The sequence below is a fragment of the Klebsiella michiganensis genome, from assembly GCF_015139575.1.
GTDB classification, from domain to species: domain Bacteria; phylum Pseudomonadota; class Gammaproteobacteria; order Enterobacterales; family Enterobacteriaceae; genus Klebsiella; species Klebsiella michiganensis.
On record NZ_AP022547.1, the window covers coordinates 1667117 to 1689942 of the forward strand.

The 22826-nt window shown below is 56.7% G+C and carries 20 protein-coding genes; 19 read left to right on the forward strand and 1 reads right to left on the reverse strand.

Annotated features, from left to right (window positions below):
• Positions 1–26: 26 nt before the first annotated feature.
• The 15 genes from nuoG to JLG71_RS08070 all read left to right on the forward strand — a co-directional run bounded on the left by nuoG (position 27) and on the right by JLG71_RS08070 (position 17309).
• Complete coding sequence (nuoG, locus tag JLG71_RS08000) at positions 27–2753, forward strand: NADH-quinone oxidoreductase subunit NuoG (protein ID WP_025106677.1); 2727 nt, start codon at positions 27–29, stop codon at positions 2751–2753.
• A complete protein-coding gene (gene nuoH, locus JLG71_RS08005; protein WP_004104068.1) occupies positions 2750–3727 on the forward strand; it encodes an NADH-quinone oxidoreductase subunit NuoH in 978 nt (325 codons plus the stop codon). Before nuoG ends, nuoH begins: the two co-directional genes overlap by 4 nt.
• 14 nt (positions 3728–3741) lie before the next feature.
• Positions 3742–4284, forward strand: coding sequence for an NADH-quinone oxidoreductase subunit NuoI (nuoI, locus tag JLG71_RS08010; RefSeq protein ID WP_004104066.1), 543 nt, complete (start codon positions 3742–3744; stop codon positions 4282–4284).
• Positions 4285–4294: 10 nt separating this feature from the next.
• A complete protein-coding gene (nuoJ, locus tag JLG71_RS08015) occupies positions 4295–4849 on the forward strand; it encodes an NADH-quinone oxidoreductase subunit J (protein WP_014230252.1) in 555 nt (184 codons plus the stop codon).
• Positions 4846–5148 carry an NADH-quinone oxidoreductase subunit NuoK gene (gene nuoK / locus JLG71_RS08020; protein WP_004104062.1) on the forward strand — a complete coding sequence of 101 codons (303 nt, stop codon included), beginning with the start codon at positions 4846–4848 and terminating at the stop codon, positions 5146–5148. Before nuoJ ends, nuoK begins: the two co-directional genes overlap by 4 nt.
• On the forward strand, positions 5145–6986 hold the full coding sequence (gene nuoL, locus JLG71_RS08025) for an NADH-quinone oxidoreductase subunit L (protein ID WP_025106678.1): 1842 nt from the start codon (positions 5145–5147) through the stop codon (positions 6984–6986). Before nuoK ends, nuoL begins: the two co-directional genes overlap by 4 nt.
• A 163-nt stretch (positions 6987–7149) precedes the next feature.
• Positions 7150–8679: an NADH-quinone oxidoreductase subunit M gene (gene nuoM, locus JLG71_RS08030; RefSeq protein ID WP_004104059.1), complete on the forward strand. Its 1530-nt coding sequence runs from the start codon at positions 7150–7152 to the stop codon at positions 8677–8679.
• Between the two features lie 6 nt (positions 8680–8685).
• Positions 8686–10143 carry an NADH-quinone oxidoreductase subunit NuoN gene (gene nuoN, locus JLG71_RS08035; RefSeq protein ID WP_004852828.1) on the forward strand — a complete coding sequence of 486 codons (1458 nt, stop codon included), beginning with the start codon at positions 8686–8688 and terminating at the stop codon, positions 10141–10143.
• 201 nt (positions 10144–10344) lie between these two features.
• Positions 10345–10896 (forward strand): tyrosine-type DNA invertase, encoded by a 552-nt coding sequence (locus JLG71_RS08040; protein WP_025106679.1) that lies wholly within the window; start codon positions 10345–10347, stop codon positions 10894–10896.
• Positions 10897–11321: 425 nt separating this feature from the next.
• On the forward strand, positions 11322–11858 hold the full coding sequence (locus tag JLG71_RS08045; RefSeq protein WP_200914059.1) for a fimbrial protein: 537 nt from the start codon (positions 11322–11324) through the stop codon (positions 11856–11858).
• A 62-nt stretch (positions 11859–11920) separates the two neighbouring features.
• The gene (locus JLG71_RS08050) at positions 11921–12583 is read left to right on the forward strand and encodes a fimbrial biogenesis chaperone (protein ID WP_014230248.1); all 663 of its coding nucleotides are present in this window, start codon (positions 11921–11923) and stop codon (positions 12581–12583) included.
• A gap of 30 nt (positions 12584–12613) precedes the next feature.
• Positions 12614–15163, forward strand: a complete 2550-nt coding sequence (locus tag JLG71_RS08055; protein WP_200914061.1) for a fimbria/pilus outer membrane usher protein — start codon at positions 12614–12616, stop codon at positions 15161–15163.
• A 19-nt stretch (positions 15164–15182) separates the two neighbouring features.
• The gene (locus tag JLG71_RS08060; protein ID WP_032750734.1) at positions 15183–16223 is read left to right on the forward strand and encodes a fimbrial protein; all 1041 of its coding nucleotides are present in this window, start codon (positions 15183–15185) and stop codon (positions 16221–16223) included.
• A 12-nt stretch (positions 16224–16235) separates the two neighbouring features.
• Complete coding sequence (locus tag JLG71_RS08065) at positions 16236–16745, forward strand: fimbrial protein (RefSeq protein ID WP_200914063.1); 510 nt, start codon at positions 16236–16238, stop codon at positions 16743–16745.
• Positions 16746–16778: 33 nt separating this feature from the next.
• Complete coding sequence (locus JLG71_RS08070) at positions 16779–17309, forward strand: tyrosine-type recombinase/integrase (RefSeq protein WP_025106684.1); 531 nt, start codon at positions 16779–16781, stop codon at positions 17307–17309.
• Positions 17310–17355: 46 nt separating this feature from the next.
• Here JLG71_RS08070 and rnz read toward each other — a convergent pair whose 3' ends face one another.
• Positions 17356–18276 carry a ribonuclease Z gene (rnz, locus tag JLG71_RS08075; protein WP_014230243.1) on the reverse strand — a complete coding sequence of 307 codons (921 nt, stop codon included), beginning with the start codon at positions 18274–18276 and terminating at the stop codon, positions 17356–17358.
• A 184-nt stretch (positions 18277–18460) separates the two neighbouring features.
• On the opposite strand from rnz, the gene JLG71_RS08080 reads away from it, so the two are divergent.
• The 4 genes from JLG71_RS08080 (at position 18461) to menH (ending at position 22818) form a co-directional block, all read left to right on the forward strand.
• Positions 18461–18922, forward strand: a complete 462-nt coding sequence (locus JLG71_RS08080) for a GNAT family N-acetyltransferase (RefSeq protein WP_004852808.1) — start codon at positions 18461–18463, stop codon at positions 18920–18922.
• Positions 18923–19019: 97 nt separating this feature from the next.
• A complete protein-coding gene (menF, locus tag JLG71_RS08085) occupies positions 19020–20315 on the forward strand; it encodes an isochorismate synthase MenF (RefSeq protein WP_038423075.1) in 1296 nt (431 codons plus the stop codon).
• A gap of 77 nt (positions 20316–20392) precedes the next feature.
• A complete protein-coding gene (menD, locus tag JLG71_RS08090) occupies positions 20393–22063 on the forward strand; it encodes a 2-succinyl-5-enolpyruvyl-6-hydroxy-3-cyclohexene-1-carboxylic-acid synthase (protein WP_200914065.1) in 1671 nt (556 codons plus the stop codon).
• Positions 22060–22818: a 2-succinyl-6-hydroxy-2,4-cyclohexadiene-1-carboxylate synthase gene (gene menH / locus JLG71_RS08095; RefSeq protein WP_200914067.1), complete on the forward strand. Its 759-nt coding sequence runs from the start codon at positions 22060–22062 to the stop codon at positions 22816–22818. The genes menD and menH overlap by 4 nt, the downstream gene beginning before the upstream one ends.
• Positions 22819–22826 lie beyond the last annotated feature (8 nt).

Consider the following 22826-nt stretch of genomic DNA (forward strand, 5'->3'; position numbering starts at 1 on the left):
GGTTTTTTTATTTTGGAAGCACGCTAATGGCTACGATTCATGTAGACGGCAAAGAGTACGAGGTCAACGGAGCGGACAACCTGTTAGAAGCTTGTCTCTCTCTGGGTCTTGATATTCCTTACTTTTGCTGGCATCCGGCGCTGGGAAGCGTTGGTGCTTGCCGCCAGTGTGCGGTGAAGCAATATCAGAACGCGGAAGACACGCGTGGCCGCCTGGTGATGTCCTGTATGACACCGGCATCCGACGGCACTTTTATTTCCATCGACGACGCAGAAGCGAAGCAGTTCCGCGAAAGCGTAGTTGAGTGGCTGATGACCAACCACCCGCACGACTGTCCGGTGTGCGAAGAGGGCGGCAACTGCCACTTACAGGATATGACCGTAATGACCGGTCATAGCTTCCGTCGCTACCGCTTTACCAAGCGTACCCACCGCAACCAGGATCTGGGGCCGTTCATCTCTCACGAAATGAACCGCTGCATCGCCTGCTACCGCTGCGTTCGCTACTACAAAGACTATGCTGACGGTACCGACCTGGGCGTCTACGGCGCTCACGACAACGTCTACTTTGGCCGTCCGGAAGACGGTACGCTGGAAAGCGAGTTCTCCGGTAACCTGGTGGAAGTCTGTCCGACCGGCGTCTTTACCGATAAAACGCACTCCGAGCGCTATAACCGTAAGTGGGACATGCAGTTTGCGCCAAGCATCTGCCAGCAGTGTTCCATCGGCTGTAACATCAGCCCCGGCGAGCGCTACGGCGAACTGCGTCGTATCGAAAACCGTTATAACGGTACCGTTAACCGCTACTTCCTCTGCGACCGCGGTCGTTTCGGCTATGGCTATGTCAATCTGAAAGATCGTCCGCGTCAGCCGGTTCAGCGCCGCGGCGACGATCTGATCACCCTCAATGCCGAACAGGCGATGCAGGGGGCGGCAGATATCCTGCGCCAGTCGAAGAAGGTGATTGGTATCGGCTCCCCGCGCGCCAGCATTGAAAGCAACTTTGCGCTGCGCGAGCTGGTCGGCGCCGAAAACTTCTATACCGGCATCGCGAAGGGCGAACAAGCGCGCCTGCAGATGATGCTGAAAGTGCTGCGCGAAGGCGGTATTCATACCCCGGCGCTGCGCGAGATCGAATCCTACGATGCGGTGCTGATCCTCGGTGAGGACATCACCCAGACCGGCGCGCGTATCGCGCTGGCGGTGCGTCAGGCGGTGAAAGGCAAAGCGCGTGAAATGGCGGCGGCGCAGAAAGTCGCCGACTGGCAGATCGCCGCGATCCTTAACATCGGCCAGCGCGCGAAGCATCCGCTGTTCGTGACCAATATCGACGACACGCGTCTTGATGATATCGCCGCATGGACCTACCGCGCGCCGGTGGAAGATCAGGCGCGTCTTGGCTTCGCCATCGCCCACGCGCTGGACGATAGCGCGCCGGCGGTCGAAGGGCTGAGCAGCGAGCTGAAAGGCAAAATCGACGTGATCGTTCAGGCGTTAGCCGGAGCGAAAAAACCGCTGATTGTTTCCGGAACCAACGCCGGCAGCATCGAGGTGATTCAGGCCGCCGCGAACGTGGCGAAAGCCCTGAAAGGCCGCGGCGCTGACGTTGGCGTGACCATGGTCGCCCGGGCAGTGAACAGCGTAGGACTCGGGATGATCGGCGGTGGCTCGCTTGAAGAGGCGCTGAGCGAACTGGAGACCGGTAACGCCGATGCGGTTATCGTGCTGGAAAACGACCTGCACCGCCACGCTTCAGCCGCCCGCGTTGACGCGGCGCTGGCGAAAGCGCCGCTGGTCATGGTGGTTGACCATCAGCGTACGGCGATTATGGAAAAAGCGCATCTGGTGCTCTCCGCGGCAAGCTTCGCGGAAAGCGACGGTACCGTGGTCAACAACGAAGGTCGCGCCCAGCGCTTCTTCCAGGTTTACGACCCGGCCTACTACGACGCGAAAACCGTGATGCTGGAAAGCTGGCGCTGGCTGCACTCATTGCACAGCACCGTTAACAATCGCCAGGTTGACTGGACGCAGCTGGACCACGTGATTGACGCCGCCATTGCCGCGCTACCGCAGCTGGCCGGTATCAAAGACGCCGCGCCGGATGCGACCTTCCGCATTCGCGGTCAGAAGCTGGCCCGTGAACCGCACCGCTATAGCGGTCGTACGGCGATGCGCGCCAACATCAGCGTGCATGAACCCCGTCAACCGCAGGATAAAGACACCATGTTTGCCTTCTCCATGGAAGGGAACAACCAGCCGTCCGCGCCGCGCTCGCAAATTCCCTTTGCATGGGCTCCGGGCTGGAACTCCCCGCAGGCGTGGAACAAGTTCCAGGATGAAGTGGGCGGTAAACTGCGCCACGGCGATCCGGGCGTGCGTCTGATTGAAGCCTCCGCCAGCGGTCTTGAGTACTTTACCGCGGTACCGGCAAGCTTCCAGGCTGAAGAAGGGAAATGGCGTATCGCGCCTTACTACCATCTGTTCGGCAGCGACGAGCTGTCGCAGCGTGCTCCGGTATTCCAGAGCCGCATGCCGCAGCCATACGTTAAGCTGAACCCGGCAGATGCCGCGAAGCTTGGCGTGAACGAAGGGGCGATGGTTTCCTTCAGCGTTGATGGCCAGGCGCTTAGCCTGCCGCTGGTAATCTCGGCGGGGCTGACGGCAGGGCAGGTTGGCTTACCGATGGGCATGCCAGGGATTGCGCCGGTGCTGACCGGAGCGCGTATTGATACTCTGCAGGAGGCGAAAGCATGAGTTGGTTAACTCCCGATCTCATCGACATTCTGTTAGGCATCCTTAAAGCGGTGGTGATTCTGCTGGTGGTGGTGACCTGCGGCGCGTTTATGAGCTTTGGCGAACGTCGTCTGCTGGGCCTGTTCCAGAACCGTTACGGGCCTAACCGCGTGGGCTGGGGCGGTTCGCTGCAGCTCGTCGCCGACATGATCAAAATGTTCTTTAAAGAGGACTGGGTTCCGCGCTTCTCGGATCGCGTGATCTTTACTCTGGCGCCGGTGATTGCCTTTACTTCGCTGCTGCTGGCCTTCGCCATTGTGCCGGTCAGCCCGACGTGGGTGGTGGCCGATCTGAACATCGGGATCCTGTTCTTCCTGATGATGGCAGGTCTGGCGGTCTATGCGGTGCTGTTCGCCGGCTGGTCGAGCAACAACAAATACTCGCTGCTTGGCGCGATGCGTGCTTCTGCCCAGACCCTGAGCTACGAAGTGTTCCTCGGGCTTTCCCTGATGGGCGTGGTGGCGCAGGCCGGTTCATTCAACATGACCGATATCGTCAACAACCAGGCGCATCTGTGGAACGTCATCCCTCAGTTCTTTGGCTTCGTGACCTTTGCGATTGCGGGCGTAGCGGTATGTCACCGTCACCCGTTTGACCAACCGGAAGCGGAACAGGAGCTGGCTGACGGTTATCACATCGAATACTCCGGCATGAAGTTCGGTCTGTTCTTCGTCGGTGAATATATCGGGATTGTTACCGTATCGGCGCTGATTGTGACGCTGTTCTTCGGCGGCTGGAATGGCCCATGGTTACCTCCTTTCATCTGGTTCGCGCTGAAAACCGCGTTCTTTATGATGATGTTCATTTTGATCCGCGCATCATTACCGCGTCCGCGCTATGACCAGGTAATGTCCTTTGGCTGGAAGGTATGCCTGCCGTTAACGCTGATCAACTTGTTGGTAACGGCGGCTGTCATTCTCTGGCAGGCGCAATAAGGGGTGAATTGACCATGACCTTAAAAGAATTATTGGTAGGGTTTGGCACCCAGGTCCGCAGTATCTGCATGATCGGGATGCACGCCTTTGCCAAACGTGAAACTCGGATGTACCCGGAAGAGCCGGTATATCTGCCGCCGCGCTACCGTGGCCGCATCGTGCTGACGCGCGATCCGGACGGCGAAGAGCGCTGCGTTGCCTGTAACCTGTGTGCGGTAGCCTGTCCGGTAGGCTGTATCTCTCTGCAAAAAGCGGAGACCAAAGACGGCCGCTGGTACCCGGAGTTTTTCCGCATCAACTTCTCGCGCTGCATTTTCTGCGGCCTGTGCGAAGAAGCGTGCCCGACCACGGCGATTCAGTTGACCCCGGACTTTGAGCTGGGCGAATACAAACGTCAGGATCTGGTGTACGAAAAAGAGGATCTGCTGATTTCCGGTCCGGGTAAATACCCGGAATATAACTTCTACCGGATGGCGGGTATGGCAATCGACGGCAAAGATAAGGGCGAAGCAGAGAACGAAGCTAAGCCTATCGACGTCAAGAGCCTGTTACCGTAAGGAGAGGGCAATGGAATTCGCTTTTTATATCTGTGGCCTGATAGCCATCCTCGCAACCCTGCGGGTGATCACCCACACCAATCCGGTGCACGCGCTGCTGTACCTGATCATTTCGCTGTTGGCGATCGCCGGGGTGTTCTTCTCCTTAGGGGCTTATTTCGCCGGTGCGCTGGAAATTATCGTCTACGCCGGGGCCATCATGGTGCTGTTCGTGTTCGTGGTGATGATGCTCAACCTGGGCGGCAGCGAAATCGAGCAGGAGCGCCAGTGGCTGAAACCTGGGATCTGGATCGGTCCGGCCATTCTCGCAGCGGTACTGCTGGTGGTTATCGTTTACGCCATCCTTGGTATTAACGATCAGGGTATCGACGGCGCGGCGATTAACGCCAAAGAGGTCGGTATTGCGCTGTTTGGTCCGTACGTTCTGGCGGTGGAGCTGGCCTCCATGCTGCTGCTCGCGGGCCTGGTTGTTGCCTTCCATATCGGCCGTGAAGAGCGCGTCGGGGAAGTGCTGAGCAACCGTCCGAACGACAGCGATAAAAGAAAAACGGAGGAACACGCATGATCCCCTTAACACATGGACTGATCCTCGCCTCTGTCCTGTTTGTCCTCGGCCTGACGGGGCTGGTCATCCGCCGCAATCTGCTGTTTATGCTGATTAGCCTGGAGATCATGATCAATGCCGCGGCGCTGGCTTTCGTGGTTGCAGGGAGCTACTGGGGCCAGACCGATGGCCAGATAATGTATATCCTCGCCATCACCCTCGCCGCCGCGGAAGCGAGTATCGGCCTGGCGCTGCTGCTGCAGCTCCATCGTCGTCGCCAAAACCTGAACATCGATTCAGTAAGTGAGTTGCGCGGATGAACATGCTTGCCTTAACCATTCTTTTGCCATTGATTGGCTTTGTTTTGCTGGCCTTCTCTCGCGGCCGCTGGTCGGAAAACTTATCCGCCACCGTGGGGGTAGGCTCGGTAGGCCTGGCGGCGCTGGTCACGGCCTTTGTCGGCGTTGACTTCTTCGCCAACGGCAAACAGGCGGTCAGCGTGCCGCTGTGGACCTGGATGTCGGTGGGCGACTTCAACGTCGGCTTCAACCTGGTGCTGGACGGTCTCTCTCTGACCATGCTGTCCGTGGTGACCGGCGTCGGCTTCCTGATCCATATGTTCGCCTCTTGGTACATGCGCGGCGAAGAGGGCTACTCTCGCTTCTTCGCCTATACCAACCTGTTTATCGCCAGCATGGTGGTTCTGGTGCTCGCTGATAACCTGCTGCTGATGTATCTCGGCTGGGAAGGCGTGGGGCTGTGCTCCTATCTGCTGATCGGCTTCTACTACACCGATCCGAAGAACGGCGCGGCGGCGATGAAAGCCTTTGTGGTGACCCGCGTCGGCGACGTGTTCCTGGCGTTCGCGCTGTTCATTCTCTACAACGAGCTGGGCACCCTGAACTTCCGCGAAATGGTCGAACTGGCGCCTGCGCACTTCGAAGCCGGTAATAACATGCTGTGGTGGGCAACTCTTATGCTGCTGGGCGGCGCGGTGGGTAAATCTGCGCAGCTGCCGTTGCAGACCTGGCTTGCGGACGCGATGGCCGGTCCAACCCCGGTCTCCGCGCTGATCCACGCCGCCACCATGGTGACCGCCGGCGTCTACCTGATTGCGCGTACCCATGGCCTGTTCCTGATGACCCCGGAAATTCTGCATCTGGTGGGTATCGTCGGAGCGGTAACGCTGGTGCTGGCAGGCTTCGCCGCGCTGGTGCAGACCGATATCAAACGCGTGCTCGCGTATTCCACCATGAGCCAGATTGGCTACATGTTCCTCGCGCTCGGCGTGCAGGCGTGGGATGCGGCGATTTTCCATCTGATGACCCATGCGTTCTTTAAAGCGCTGCTGTTCCTGTCGTCCGGTTCGGTGATTCTGGCCTGCCACCACGAACAGAATATCTTCAAGATGGGCGGCCTGCGTAAGTCTATTCCGCTGGTATACGTCTGCTTCCTGGTGGGGGGCGCGGCGCTGTCCGCGCTGCCGCTGGTGACGGCGGGCTTCTTCAGTAAGGATGAGATTCTGGCGGGCGCGATGGCGAACGGTCATCTGAATCTGATGGTTGCCGGCCTGGTCGGGGCGTTTATGACCTCCCTGTACACCTTCCGTATGATTTTCATCGTGTTCCACGGCAAAGAACAAATTCACGCTCACGCAGGGAAGGGGATTACCCATCATCTGCCGCTGATTGTGCTGCTGGTGCTCTCGACCTTTGTTGGCGCGCTGATTGTGCCGCCGCTGGAAGGCGTACTGCCGCAGACCACCGAGCTTGAACACGGACGCGTCATGACGCTGGAAATTGCCTCCGGGGTGATTGCTATCGCCGGTATTCTGATTGCCGCCTGGCTGTGGCTGGGTAAACGCACGCTGGTGACGTCGATTGCCAACAGCGCGCCGGGTCGTCTGCTCGGTACCTGGTGGTACAACGCCTGGGGCTTTGACTGGCTGTATGACAAAGTGTTCGTTAAGCCGTTCCTCGGCGTGGCGTGGCTGCTGAAGAGCGATCCGCTGAATGCCCTGATGAACATTCCGGCGATCCTTTCCCGCTTCGCAGGCAAAGGCCTGGTGGTGAGCGAGAACGGCTATCTGCGCTGGTATGTGGCTTCTATGGGCATCGGCGCTGTCGTGGTGCTGGCGCTGCTGATGGTATTGCGTTGAGTTTGAGGATTGTGGGCGTTGTCGGTTAACCCGACTTACAAGCAGTAGGCCCGGCAAGCATAGCGCTGCCGGGCAATAACACCCGCAATCCGAAGTGAATTTTCTGTGAGAATTCGTTGAAAATCGGTCCTGAACGGGACTTTAACAAGGAATAAAGATCGCCATGTTATTACCCTGGCTAATATTAATTCCCTTCATCGGCGGCTTCCTGTGCTGGCAGACTGAACGCTTTGGCGTGAAGATGCCGCGCTGGATCGCGCTGATCACTATGGGATTGACGTTTCTGCTTGGCCTGCAGTTGTGGATGCAGGGCGGCTATTCTCTCACGCAATCTACCGGTATTCCGCAGTGGCAGTCGGAATTCGTGATGCCGTGGATCCCGCGATTCGGGATTAGCATTCATCTGGCTATCGACGGTCTGTCGCTGCTGATGGTGGTGCTGACCGGGCTGCTCGGCGTGCTGGCGGTGCTCTGTTCATGGCGCGAAATCGAGAAATATCAGGGGTTTTTCCATCTTAACCTGATGTGGATCCTGGGCGGCGTGATCGGCGTATTCCTGGCTATCGACCTGTTCCTGTTCTTCTTCTTCTGGGAAATGATGCTGGTGCCGATGTACTTCCTGATCGCGCTGTGGGGCCATAAGGCTTCCGACGGTAAAACGCGTATCACGGCGGCAACCAAGTTCTTCATTTATACCCAGGCGAGCGGTCTGGTGATGCTGATATCCATCCTGGCGCTGGCGTTTGTTCACTTCAACGCTACCGGCGTATGGACCTTCAACTATGAAGAGCTGCTGAAGACGCCGATGTCCCACGGCGTGGAATACCTGCTGATGCTGGGCTTCTTTATCGCTTTCGCGGTAAAAATGCCGGTGGTTCCGCTGCACGGCTGGCTGCCGGATGCGCACTCTCAGGCTCCGACCGCGGGTTCCGTTGACCTCGCGGGGATCCTGTTGAAAACCGCGGCCTACGGCCTGCTGCGCTTTGCGCTGCCGCTGTTCCCGAACGCTTCCGCCGAATTTGCCCCCATCGCGATGTGGCTGGGCGTCATCGGTATCTTCTACGGCGCGTGGATGGCCTTCAGCCAGTACGATATCAAGCGTCTGATTGCTTACACCTCCGTTTCCCACATGGGCTTCGTGCTGATTGCTATCTACACCGGCAGCCAGCTGGCTTATCAGGGCGCGGTGATTCAGATGATTGCTCACGGTCTGTCCGCTGCCGGCCTGTTTATTCTTTGCGGTCAGCTTTACGAGCGTCTGCATACGCGCGATATGCGTCAGATGGGCGGTCTGTGGAGCAAGATCAAGTGGCTGCCTGCGCTGTCGATGTTCTTTGCGGTCGCGACCCTCGGGATGCCGGGTACCGGTAACTTCGTCGGCGAATTTATGATTCTGTTCGGCAGCTATAAAACCGTGCCGGTGATTACCGTTATTTCGACCTTTGGTCTGGTGTTCGCTTCCGTGTACTCGCTGTCGATGCTGCATCGCGCGTACTTTGGTAAAGCAAAAAGCGAAATCGCCGCGAAAGCGCTGCCGGGAATGTCCCTGCGTGAACTGTCGATCATCCTGCTGCTGGTCGTTCTGCTGGTGCTGCTGGGCTTCTTCCCGCAGCCGATTCTGGACACCTCGCACTCTGCGATGAGCAACATTCAGCAGTGGTTTGTTAATTCTGTTTCTACTACAAGGCCGTAATTCGCCATGACAATAACTCCACAACAACTGATCGCACTGCTACCGCTGCTGATCGTCGGCTTGACGGTGGTGGTTGTGATGCTCTCCATTGCGTGGCGACGCAATCATTTCCTCAATGCCACGCTGTCGGTTCTCGGCCTGAACGCCGCGCTGATATCACTCTGGTTCGTGGGTCAGAACGGAGCGATGGACGTCACGCCGCTGATTCGCGTTGACGGTTACGCGATGCTCTATACCGGGCTGGTGCTGCTGGCGAGCCTCGCCACCTGTACTTTCGCCTACCCGTGGCTTGAGGGTTACAAGGACAACAAAGAAGAGTTCTATCTTCTGGTGCTGATCGCCGCGCTGGGCGGTATTCTGCTGGCGGGCGCTAACCATCTGGCGGCGCTGTTCCTCGGCATTGAGCTGATTTCGCTGCCGCTGTTCGGCCTGGTGGGCTACGCCTTCCGCCAGAAACGTTCGCTGGAAGCCAGTATCAAATATACGATTCTGTCCGCCGTTGCCTCTTCGTTTCTGCTGTTCGGTATGGCGCTGGTGTATGCCAACTCCGGTAACCTCTCCTTCCTGGCGCTCGGTAAGAGCCTGACGGATGGCATGCTGCACGAGCCGCTGCTGCTGGCTGGTCTCGGTCTGATGATTGTCGGTCTCGGCTTTAAGCTGTCGCTGGTGCCGTTCCATCTGTGGACGCCGGACGTATACCAGGGCGCGCCTGCTCCGGTTTCCACCTTCCTGGCGACCGCCAGTAAAATCGCCATCTTTGGCGTGGTCATGCGCCTGTTCCTCTATATGCCGGTGGGCGACAGCGAGGCGGTACGCGTGGTGCTGGGCCTGATCGCCTTTGCTTCGATTATCTTCGGGAACCTGATGGCCCTGAGCCAGACCAATATTAAACGTCTGCTCGGCTACTCTTCCATTTCTCATCTTGGCTATCTGCTGGTGGCGCTGATTGCTCTGCAGAGCGGTGAGATGTCGATGGAAGCGGTGGGCGTTTATCTGGCAGGGTACCTGTTCAGCAGCCTCGGCGCGTTCGGCGTGGTGAGTCTGATGTCCAGCCCGTACCGCGGCCCGGATGCCGATTCGCTCTACTCCTACCGTGGCCTGTTCTGGCATCGTCCGATTCTGTCGGCGGTAATGACGGTGATGATGCTGTCTCTTGCCGGTATTCCGATGACGCTGGGCTTTATCGGTAAGTTCTACGTGCTGGCGGTGGGTGTGCATGCGCACCTGTGGTGGCTGGTCGGCGCGGTAGTGGTGGGTTCAGCGATTGGCCTCTACTACTACCTGCGCGTGGCGGTAAGCCTCTATCTGAGCGCGCCGGAGAAACTGAATCGCGATGCGCCGTCTAACTGGCAGTACAGCGCCGGAGGCATCGTGGTGCTCATCTCCGCGCTGCTGGTGCTGGTGCTGGGCGTTTGGCCGCAGCCGCTCATCAGCATCGTACAATTGGCTACGCCGCTGATGTAATGCTATCTTTAGCCAGAGAAAAGGATCGCTTCGGCGGTCCTTTTTTTATCTACGCAAAAGCGCCAGGCGCTTTCTTTACTCTTTTTCGTATTATTCATGCTTTTTATCATATTAATCTCACTTTACGTTTCCACTCATCCTCTTATTTTCCGTACTATTATTACTACGCACGCTATTGTGTTTTGTAGATGGAGAAAGTGAATGAAAACAAGACGTAAGCATTTGACTGTCGGGGAGGTTCAGCGTTTGGTTGAAGCGGCCAGGCGGGGAGCAAACCCGGAGCGCGATGTCTGTTTACTGTGGATGTGTTTTAATCATGGTTGTCGAGTGAGCGAAATTCGTCACTGGAAGCTCTCTGATATCGATATTCAAAGCGGGGTCATTTATATTCGTCGACTGAAGAACGGCTTTTCAACCACTCATCCTATTTATAAACAAGAGGTAAAGGTACTCAACGAATGGCTGCGCGTGCGTGATAATTATCCCGGAAATAATTCTGGCTGGCTCTTTCTGTCACGAAATGGCCAGCCTTTATCCCGGCAGAGAATATACCAGATGATGAAGAACCTGAGCCTCGTCGCCCAGCTGGAAATCAACGCGCATCCGCATATGCTGCGCCACGCATGCGGTTTCGCGCTGGCTAATAAGGGGGTGGATACGCGATTAATTCAGGACTTTCTTGGACACCGGAATATTCAGCACACGGTTATCTATACAGCCAGTAACGATGCGAGGTTTAGAGAAGTTTGGTAAACGGAATAGTCATTTTGTATCAAACTGACTCCTATGCTATCCACAGGTAGTAACAATGTCAATTTATGATTAACAATATTTTTTACTATTATTTTCATATAGTTATATTAAGTATAGGTGTCATTTATTTTTTAATTGTTTTAATTGGCTTTATGTATGGTTTGTTCCGCCTCTCATTCTTTAGCTTTTTATCGTGTTTATTGGGATTTTTCCTGATAAATATGAAATCAAAAACGCCTTCCCTGGCAATTTATATTCTAATTAATTGAAGTGGTCATATTGATACATAATGACCACTTCAAAATATTATATCCATTTTATGGGTCAATGTTTTGTTGCGTTATTAATATCAAACGTAAATAAAAGGATGCGCAGGGTATTGCGCTTATAAGTTAATGCATCGACTGCATTGAAAAGGATAAATCATGAAAAAAACATTACTTGCTGCTGTTGTCGCCGGTTGCGCGGCGTTCTCTGGTGCTGCGCTGGCGGATGACGGTCAGGTGAAGTTTATCGGCGATATTATCGATGCGGGCTGCGACGTGGTGAACGACCTGTCCAACCCGCTGGAAGTTCAGATGGGGCAGATTGCCAAGACCGCGTTTAGCGGTACGGGGTCTACTGCGGCTGAACAGAATTTCGCGATTAAACTGGAAAACTGCCCGACTACCGTCACCAAAGCATCGGTACTGTTCTCCGGCGCTAACGTCAACGGTGATAATGATAAACTGCAGCTGACCGGAGCGGGTACCGATCCTGACGTTGCCGCAGGCGTAGCCCTGCAGCTGGTTGACGCCAGCAGCAACGCGACGCTGCCGCTCTATACGCGTTCTGCCAGCCTGACCATCCCCGCTACCGGCAATATCGATCTGCCGTTCCGCGTCCGTTATATCCAGACTGAAAGCACTATCGTTGCGGGTAAAGCTGACGGTACAGCCAACTTTACCATCAGCTATAACTAATTTTCCGTCTATATGACAGTGTTAGCGAGCCCTATGTGGCTCGCTTTTCCAGGGAGCTGGAGATGCAAAAATACCTGAAAGTGCTAATAGCTGGATGGCTGTTGGTCGGCGCTGCGGCGCATGCGGGCGTGGTGACCGGCGGTACTCGTCTGATTTATCCCGGCGGTAAAAAAGAGTCCTCACTGAGCGTAACTAATAATGATGCTACGCCTTATCTCATTCAAAGCTGGGTTGAAAGTAATAAGGGCGCAGCCCCTTTTCTGTTAACGCCGCCTTTATTTCGCCTTGAGGGCGAGCAGCAAACCCGACTGCGGGTAATTTACAGCGGCGGCTTACCGGAAAATAAAGAAAGTATGTTCTGGATGAACATCAAAGCGATTCCCTCCTCGCAGGCTAAAGCCGGCGCCAATACCCTACAGATCGCTATCAAAACGCGCATCAAATTAATTTATCGACCTAAATCCGTTGAGGGAACGCCGGAGATGGTGACGGAGCAGCTTCGCTGGACGCGCAGCGGCAATACGCTACAGGTCATGAATCCCACCGCCTTTTATATGAATTTTGCCGAGGTCAAAGTGGGGGGTGCCGAAGTTAAAGAGGCCAATTGGGTGGGGCCGGGGGAAACGGCGCGCTTTCAACTGCCGGGCGTTAGCGCGGGCGCTTTGCAGTGGAAACTGATTAACGATTATGGCGGTACCGGCGCGCTGCACCACGCGAATTTGTAAAGGCTTTCAGGCCAGGGAGTTCCAGGGAAAATGAAAAATAATCATAATAAATGGCGGCTTAACCGGATAGCCGGCGCTCTGGCCGTTGCGCTGCTACCGCTGTGTGAAGATGTCCTGGCGCGGGAGGTTTTTAACCCGGCCCTGTTGGAAATGGACGGCCCTCATACGGGCGTCAGGGATTTATCCGCTTACGAGCAGGCTGGCGGACAGCTGCCGGGGACCTATCGGGTAGATATTTATCTTAATAACGTTTTTATGGACACCCGCGATGTGGTTTTTCAGCAGAGCAAAGGGCCGGGAATAACGGAATTACAGCCTTGCCTGACGGTAAACGATTTGGCCGAATGGGGCGTGCGCGTCTCCCAATTTCCAGAGCTGGGCCGCAGATCGCCCGGCTGCGCGGATATCAGCGTGATACCGCAGGCAAAATCCGATTTTCGCTTCAGCCAGCAGCGCCTGCTATTGAGCTTCCCGCAGGCGGCGGTGACCAGCGCCGCCCGCGGCTGGGTGGATCCGAAACAGTGGGATGAGGGGGTGCCGGCGATCCTGCTGAATTACTCCTTTAGCGGGGCAAATAACTGGTCACGTCAGAACGATACGCCGGACAGCGATAATCAATACGTTAACCTGCGCCCCGGTATCAACGTCGGGCCGTGGCGTTTACGTAACTACACGACCTGGTCGCGCAGCAGCAGCGGGGGAGAGTCCAGTAATAGTTGGGACACGGTTTATACTTATGCGCAGCGCAACATCAAATCGCTACAGGGGGTGATGACGCTGGGCGATAGCAGCACGGACGCCGACGTTTTTGAGGGTGTTCCCTTTCGCGGGGCGATGCTGGCTTCCGATGACGATATGCTGCCGGAAAGCCTGCGCGGCTACGCGCCCGTCGTTCGCGGGATTGCGCGCACTAATGCTCAGGTCATTATTCGCCAGAACGGCTATGAGATTTACCAGACCTACGTCGCGCCTGGCGCTTTTGAAATCACCGATATGTACCCGACCGGCGGCTCTGGTGATTTAGCCGTCACCATCAAAGAGGCGGACGGCAGCGAGCAGAACCTGATCGTACCTTACGCTTCGCTCCCTGTCCTGCAGCGCGAAGGGCGGCTGAAATATAGCATGACCTCCGGCGTGTATCGCGCCTACGACAACAGCATTGACGAAACGCCCCTCACGCAGGCGACGGCAATCTACGGCTTGCCCTGGGGGTTAACCCTGTACGGCGGCGGCCAGTTTAGCAGTAAGTACCAGTCGGTGGCGCTGGGAATGGGGAAAAACCTCGGTGAACTGGGCGCCGTATCGACCGATATCATCCAGGCCTGGTCGACCCGACAGGATAAAGATAAAGAGAGCGGGCAGTCGGTACGTCTGCGTTACAGCAAAGACCTCCCGGGCCTGGGGACTAACGTAAGCCTGGCGGGATATCGCTATGCGACCAGCGGTTACTGGGATATGCAGGAAGTGCTGGATACCTATCGGGATGACAACTACACGCCTTCTATTGAACGGCGGCGCAACCGCGGGGAGGTGACGATCAGCCAGAGCCTTGGCGAAGAAATGGGGTCGCTGTCGCTGAGCTATATTCGCGAAGATTACTGGAATACCGGCCGCACTATGGAGTCAGTGGGCGTCGGATACAACAATAGCTGGCGCGGCATCAGCTATAGCATGAACTACAGCTATAACCGCAATACGACCGACCAGAACACCGGTAAGCGTAATGACGAAGACCACCTTTTTGCCCTGAGCATCAGCGTACCTTTGGGGGAATGGCTACCGAAGCCGGTTTATGCCAACTACTCCCTGAACAGCAGCAAAAATGGCTCCACCAGCAACAATCTGGGCCTCTCCGGCACCTTGCTGGAGCGTAATAACCTGAGCTGGAGCGTGCAGGAAGGCTACACCAGCCAGGGAAGAGGGGAGAGCGGCAGCGTCAATGCGGACTGGCGCGCAACCTATGCTGAACTTACCGGCGGCTACAGCCATGATAAATACAGCCATCGGCTGAACTACGCTCTGCGCGGCGGAGCGCTGGTACATGAAAACGGCCTGACGCTGGGGCAGCCTTTCGGCGAAACCGTCGCTCTCATCAAGGCGCCCGGCGCCGCCGGCGTCGGCGTGAATAGCCAGACAGGGGTCAGAACCGACTGGAGAGGGTATACCGTCGTGCCTTACGCCTCGCCGTATCGTAAGAATATCCTGACGCTCGATACCACAACGATGCCGGACGATGTCGACCTCGAGTTGGCGACGCAGACGGTCGTGCCTACCCGTGGGGCGGTGGTTCGCGCAAATTATGCCACCAGCGTGGGTAACCGGGTACTGATGACGGTACGCCTGGAGAACGGGCAACCCCTGCCTTTCGGGGCCATGGTCAGCGTCCCCGGGGCGGCATCCTCTGAGCAGGCGTTTATCGTTGGCGATGGCGGACAGGTCTACCTGACCGGACTGGAATCTAACGGCGTACTCAACGTGAAGTGGGGCTCCGGGACGCAAGACCGCTGCCAGATCCACTATGCGCTGCCGTCAGCAAAAGAACTTACCGGCATTATTGTGGCCCAGGCGCAATGCCGATAATCGAAAGGATGCAGAGACAATGAAACGATTTTCATGGGGAATATTAGCGGGCCTGACGGCGCTGGCGATCGCGCCGCAGGCGATGGCGGCAACCGGGTGGTGTCAGAATACCGGTAATGGCGGGGCGCCTTTTCAGGACAGCTTTTCATTTATTGAAAGCTTTACTAATCCCTCACAAAATCAGGCCGGAATGGAGTTTTCCCGTTTGTACCACTGGAGTACCGGGGGAACCTACAAGGCAAAGTGTGACTGTGATAACGCCAGCGGGGTGACGTATTTTAAAGCCACGGTGCCAGGCCTTACCGCGACGCAAAGCCGCAATGGATTAAATTATTACCAGCTAAATAAATACCTGGAAATTGCCACCGAGTTATTTATTGCAGGGGGCGTGAATAAGTATATTCCTACGCCGATTGAGGATAAGAGTAATCAGAATAATCAAGGTTTTGCCTGTAATCCCGGCGGCTCCATTTTTGACACAGGGTCACTGGGATATATTTCGCTTTATTTTACCCGGCCTTTTGTTGGCCAGGTGACGATCCCTCCGACGGTTATCCTGAGTGTTTACGGGACGCGAAAAACGGGCAGCTACAGCGGTATCCCCCTGACGCAAATTTCAATGAGCGGGTCGGTAACGGTTCCGCAGTCCTGCGAGATTAATACCGGTAAAGCGATTAATATTGATTTTGAGGATATTGCCGCCAACCATTTTAAAACCGCGGGCCAGATGCCGAAGGACTTCTCTCCACATGTTGTTAATATGACGGTGGCCTGTACCAATATTTCCGCCGGGGTAAAAATCGCGCTGTCGTTCCAGGGAATGGCGGATACTAACGATAGCACTGCGCTGGCGACTACCAATCGCGATATTGCGGTGCGCATTGAAAATATTACCGGCGTCAAAATACCGGTCATTTCAGGTCTGCTGCCGGTCAATTTTAATTACCCGAGTCAGACCGGGGACACCACTATGAAAATTTATCCGATTAATACCACCGGGAATTTACCCAGCGGCGGAGGCTTTACCGCTACGGCAACCATTCAGGCAGAAATTGAATAGCAGGAGTAGATAATGAAAAAGACGCTATGGCTGGCATTATTGCTGCCTGTTTTTTCATCCTCGGGCGGGATCCCTTTGAATATTACCGGCAATATTTATTATCTCCCCTGTGACGTCAGTACCGACACGAAGTATCAAGAGGTTGATTTTGGCCCGCTCCTGAATATTGACTTTCAAACGGCCGGCAACGCTTCAGAGTGGAAATCCTTTTACCTGAATGTCGCAAACTGCCCGGCGGGGACAACAAAAGCAACGGTAAAATTTGACGGCGTTATCGACGTTGATGATGCCAGACATTTTGCCAATATGGCCGCCAGCGATGCGGCGCAGAATATCGCACTGCAAATCACCAGTAGCGATCACTCTACTCTTTATAAAAATCAGGACCAGATGAGTATTGCTATCGACGGCAGTACCGGGAAAGGCGTATTCCCGCTGGCTGCCCGTTTATATTCAACCCGGGGTGGAGCAACGGTGGGTAAATTTGAGTCTATTGTACAGCTGACATTTACCTATCAGTAATTTTATAGTCAAATGGATGAAAAGGAATAACGTATGCAGGTAGATACGGAATATCTTAGCGTCAAGGACGTTGAGCGTCTGGTACTTGCTGCACATTATTGTGCGCACCCGGAAAGAAATAGCTGCATGATCCAGATGTGTTTTTTGCACGGTTGTCGGATTAACGAAATTACCGCCTTGACCTTGCGGGATGTCGACCTGTCGCGAAAACGGGTTTATATTCGCCGGGCGCGTCACGGTATCTCTGGGTATCATCCCTTACAACCCAAAGAAATTATCTCATTACAGCGCTGGCTACTGGCCAGAGAGTGTTACCCGGCTCATAACGATTTGCTGTTTATCTCTTCCCGGGGCAATCAGATGACGCGCCAGCGTTTTTATCAAATTATTCGCGAGTGCTGCGAGCTGGCGAAGCTGAAGCAAAATATTCATCCCAGGATGCTGCGCCACGCGTGCGGCTATGAGCTGGGAAAAAAAGGAATTGATGACGACTCGATCCAGGATTACCTGGGCTATCGCAATTTAAAATCTATTCTGCGTTATAACAGCTACGCTGAAGAGTAATGGCTGGCGTATTCGCGGCGTCTCTCTGCCGCGGTACGCCGCTTTTTTATTCTACGCTATACGCCATGAAATCCTCCGCCAGCACGGTAGACGGAAATATCTCTCTGCACTCTGCCAGCAGACGCTGGCAGCCTTCAGCGTCATAGCGAGAGCTAAAGTGGGTGGCGATAAGCGTGCCGACGCCCGCGTCGCGCGCCAGCGCCGCCGTTTGCTGGCTGGTTGAATGCCCGCGGCTGTTCGCTTTTTCCGCCATCGCCTGTTCGAGCGTCACCTCGTGAACCATGACATCCACGCCGCAGGCCAGCTCCCGCGCCGCCTCGCAGGGGGCGGTATCGCCGAAAATAGCCAGCTTCTTACCCGGCGTTGCCGGGCCAAGGTAGCGGCTGCCGTCAATCCGCCTTCCATCTTCCAGCTCAACCGTTAATCCCTGTTTTAAGCGCTGAAATAACGGACCGGGAGGCACGCCTTCGGCGATAAGCTGCGCGGCGTCAAGGGTGCCCGGCTTATCATGCTGTTCGATACGATAGCCGTAGCATTCGACCGGGTGGTTGAGCGGCCAGGCGGTGACCCGGAAGCCGGCTTCATCGAGCACCAGTCCCGGCCCGACTTCGATAATCGTCAGCGGGTAATCGGTCCAGGAACCGCTGAGGCGCAGCGCGGTTTCCACGAACGCTTTAAGTCCTTTCGGTCCGTACAGCGTCAGCGGCAGAGAATTACCCTGCATCGAGCGGCTGCACAGCAGGCCGGGGAGACCGAAGAGATGATCGCCATGTAAATGCGTAATAAAAATCTTATTCAGCTTGCCGGGATGGTAAGGGGTGCGCAGAAACTGATGCTGAGTTCCCTCCCCGCAGTCGAACAGCCACATCTCAGCCATTGTTGGCTGTTGCAAATTCAGCACTATCGACGTCATATTACGCGTACGGGTAGGCACGCCAGCGGATGTCCCCAAAAAGAGTAATTCCATCGTCCAGTGTCCTTAGGGCGTGAGTCAAAAAACAAAGTATACCCGTCATACTTCAAGTTGCATGTGTGTTGGCTGCACTCGTTCACCCCAGTCACTTACTCATGTAAGCTCCTGGGGATTAGCTCGCTGGCCGCCTTCATGCCACTTGAATTATTTAGGGTTAAAATTAATTAAGGAAGCGCAGATGATTACATGGCAGGATCTTCACCACGGTGAACTGACCGTCCCACAGCTCTACGCCGTGCTGAAATTACGCTGTGCGGTGTTCGTTGTCGAACAAACCTGCGCCTATCAGGACGTCGACGGCGACGATCTGGTGGGGGAGAATCGCCATCTTCTCGGCTGGCGCGGCGATGAGCTGGTAGCCTACGCGCGCATTCTCAAGAGCGATGATGAGTTTGAACCGGTGGTGATTGGCCGGGTGATTGTCAGCCAGGCGGTACGCGGCGAGAAGCTGGGCTATCAGCTGATGGAACAGGCGCTGGCCAGCTGCCGGCAACACTGGCCGCAAAAGGCTATCTATCTTGGCGCCCAGGCGCACCTGCAAAAATTCTACGCCAGCTTCGGTTTTGTGCCGGTGACCGAGGTTTACGACGAGGACGGCATCGACCATATCGGCATGGCGTTCGAAATCGCCACCCACTAACCGCCGCGCTAATTAAAAACCGCTCCCTCATCGTGGGTACTGCTATTCCTCAGTAGTACCCCGTATAATGTGGGGTTTTTACTCCGTGGAGGTTTGCGTGCTGTCTGTATCCACCGCGCTGGAAAGCCTGTATCGCTGCCTGGATGAAGCGTTCCCGCCCTTGCCCGGCACGCGAATTTTCGATGTCCCCTTCGCGCTGAATGACGCATTTGATCCCCTTCTGTGGTGCACGCATCAGCCGCAGTGGCCGCAGTTCTACTGGCAGCAGCGCAGCGGCGATGAAGAGCTGGCCGCGCTGGGGGCGGTGCAAATCTTTGCTTCCCTTGAGCAGGCGCACGCTTTTTTGCGCCAGCAGGGGCGTGAAGATTTGCGAATTTGCGGCCTTAACGCCTTTCATCCTCAGCAGGGTCTGTTGATCTTGCCGAGGCTGGAGTGGCGTCGGCTGGGCGGCAGCGCCACGCTACGCCTGGTGTTATATAGCGAGACCTCGCTCCGTGACGATGCCCGTGCGGCACGTGAATTTCTCGATTCGCTGGTGGCGAAACAGGCGCAGGCTACCGCGATGCCCTCTCTGCTGAGCGAACAGCATTTCCCGGCTTATCCGCAGTGGAGAGAGCTGATTGCGCAGGCGACGCAGGCGATAGCGGCGGGGGAGATGGATAAAGTGGTGCTGGCTCGCGCCACCGATTTGCACTTCGCCGCTCCGTTAAACGCCGGAGCGATTATGGCGGCCAGCCGCCGCAGCAACCTTAACTGCTTCCACTTCCTGATGGTCTTTAACGCGCAAGAGGCCTTTATGGGCTCTACGCCGGAACGGCTGTGGCGGCGTCGCGGAGCGCTGCTGCGTACCGAAGCGCTGGCGGGAACCGTTGCCAGTCATGCGGACGATCGCCAGGCGCAGCGTTTGGGTAACTGGCTGATGGCCGACGATAAGAACCAGCGCGAAAATATGCTGGTGGTGGAGGATATCTGTCAGCGGATGCAAGGGGAGACCCGCGCGCTGGAAGTCCTGCCGCCGCAGATTGTCCGTTTGCGGAAAGTACAGCATCTCCGGCGCTGTATTTGGGCCGAGCTGGAGAAGCCTGACGATGCCCGCTGCCTTCATCAGCTCCAGCCCACGGCGGCGGTTGCTGGTTTACCGCGCCGGGTTGCGCTGGATTTTATCACCCGTAATGAGCTTTTTACCCGCGGCTGGTATGCAGGCTCCGCCGGCTATCTGTCGCTGGCGCAAAGCGAATTTTGCGTTTCTCTGCGTTCGGCGAAAATCGAACAGCGTACGCTCAGACTCTACGCCGGTGCGGGGATCGTCAGCGGTTCCGACCCGGAGCAGGAGTGGCAGGAAATTGAAAATAAAGCCGCGGGATTGCGTTCGTTACTGCTGTCAGAAGTATAGAGAAAACGATGCATATCAAAACGGCAACAGTTTGCTTTATCTATACTTAGCCTCAATATTTGATACTGGACAAATTCATGTCTGTAAGCGCATTTAACCGACGCTGGGCGGCGGTGATCCTTGAAGCATTGACGCGCCACGGCGTGCAGCATATCTGCATTGCGCCCGGATCGCGCTCGACACCTTTAACCCTGGCGGCGGCGGAAAACCGCGCATTGATTCACCATACCCACTTTGACGAACGCGGCCTCGGCCATCTGGCGTTAGGGCTGGCGAAAGCCAGCGGTCAGCCGGTGGCGGTGATTGTGACCTCCGGTACCGCGACGGCTAACCTCTATCCGGCGCTGATTGAAGCCGGGCTGACCGGTGAAAAACTCATTTTACTGACCGCCGACCGGCCGCCGGAGCTGATTGACTGCGGCGCGAATCAGGCGATTCGCCAGCCGGGCATGTTTGCTTCGCACCCGTCGCAGACGCTATCCCTGCCGCGTCCGTCGCAGGATATCTCCGCCCGCTGGCTGGTCTCGACCCTCGACCAGGCGCTCGGCGCGCTACACTGCGGCGGCGTTCATATTAACTGCCCGTTTGCCGAACCGCTGTATGGCGATATGGACGACACCGGCGCCGAGTGGCAGCAGCAGCTCGGCGACTGGTGGCAGAGCGACAAGCCCTGGCTGCGTCACTCTCTGCATCTGGAAAGTGAAAAGCAGCGCGACTGGTTTTTCTGGCGGCAGAAACGCGGCGTGGTGGTCGCCGGGCGGATGAGCGCGGAAGAGGGCGTCAAGGTGGCCGAGTGGGCGAAAACCCTCGGCTGGCCGCTGATTGGCGATGTGCTCTCGCATACCGGGCAGCCGCTCCCCTGCGCCGACCTGTGGCTGGGCAACGGCAAGGCGGTCAGTGAACTGGCGCAGGCGCAAATCGTTGTTCAACTGGGCAGCAGCCTGACCAGCAAACGCGTTTTGCAGTGGCAGGCCACCTGCGAACCCGAAGAGTACTGGCTGGTGGATAATTTGCCGGGGCGACTGGATCCCGCCCAGCATCGCGGTCGCCGGCTGGTGTGCGCCATCGACCGCTGGCTTGAACAGCATCCGGCGGAAAAACGACAGCCGTGGCCCACCGTCATTCCCGAGCTTTCGCGCCAGGCATGGCAGGCGGCGGTCGCCAGCAGCGAGGATTTCGGCGAAGCCCCGCTGGCGCAGCGAATCCGGCGCTATCTGCCGGAACAGGGCCAGCTGTTTGTCGGCAACAGCCTGGTGGTGCGCTTAATTGACGCGCTGTCGCAGCTACCGGCAGGTTACCCGGTCTACAGCAATCGCGGGGCCAGCGGAATAGACGGCCTGCTGGCGACGGCGGCCGGGGTGCAGCGCGCCAGCGCGCGTCCGACGCTGGCTATCGTCGGCGATCTTTCGGCGCTTTACGATCTCAACTCGCTGGCCCTGCTGCGTCAGGCCTCCGCGCCGCTGGTGCTGATTGTCGTCAACAATAACGGCGGGCAGATTTTTTCTCTGCTGCCCACGCCGCAGGAGCAGCGCAGCCAGTTCTATCTGATGCCGCAGAATATCCATTTCGCGCACGCGGCGGCGATGTTCAATCTGACTTACCATCGTCCTGCGGACTGGAATGAGCTGGAGCAGGCGCTGGACGTTGCCTGGCGAGGACCCGGCGCGACGTTGATTGAGCTGGCGGTTAATGAAACCGACGGTACGCAAACGCTTCAGCAGCTGCTGGCGCAGGCGAGTCAGCTATGACGCTGCACGCGGTGGCTGAAAGCGGCCTGCCGGGCTATCCCTGGCTGGTCTTTTTGCACGGTTTTGCCGGGGATAGTCATGAGTGGCGCACGGTGGGGCAGGCGTTTGGCGCGTATCCGCGTCTCTATATTGACCTGCCGGGCCACGGCGGTTCGGCGCATATTGCCGTCAACCATTTTGCCGATGTCAGCGAGTTGATTAAGAATACGCTTAATAGTTACAACATACTTAAGTACTGGCTGGTGGGATACTCCCTCGGCGGACGGGTGGCGATGTTCTATGTCAGCCAGCCGCGCGAAGGGATCTGCGGGCTTGTCGTCGAGGGGGGGCATCCGGGCCTGGGGGATGATAACCAGCGTAGGCTGCGCCGGCGCAGCGATGCCGCCTGGGTTGAACGCTTTCGCCGCGAGCCGCTGACCCAGGTCTTTGCCGACTGGTATCAGCAGCCGGTCTTCGCTTCCCTGGACGCAGCGCAGCGGGCGTCGCTGGTTGCGCTACGCAGCCGCAATAACGGCGGAGCGTTGGCGGCGATGCTGCAGGCCAGCTCGCTGGCGGAACAACCCGATCTGCGCGCGTCGTTACGGGCGCGCGATTTCCCTTTTCATTACCTTTGCGGAGAACGCGACGGCAAGTTTCGCGCCATCGTCGATGAGCTATCGGCCACCGCGCACGTGATTAATCATGCCGGACACAACGCGCATCGGGAAAACCCCGATGCTGTCGTGGCTTGTCTGGCGCAGTTTTTAGCGAGTTAACCGAAGGA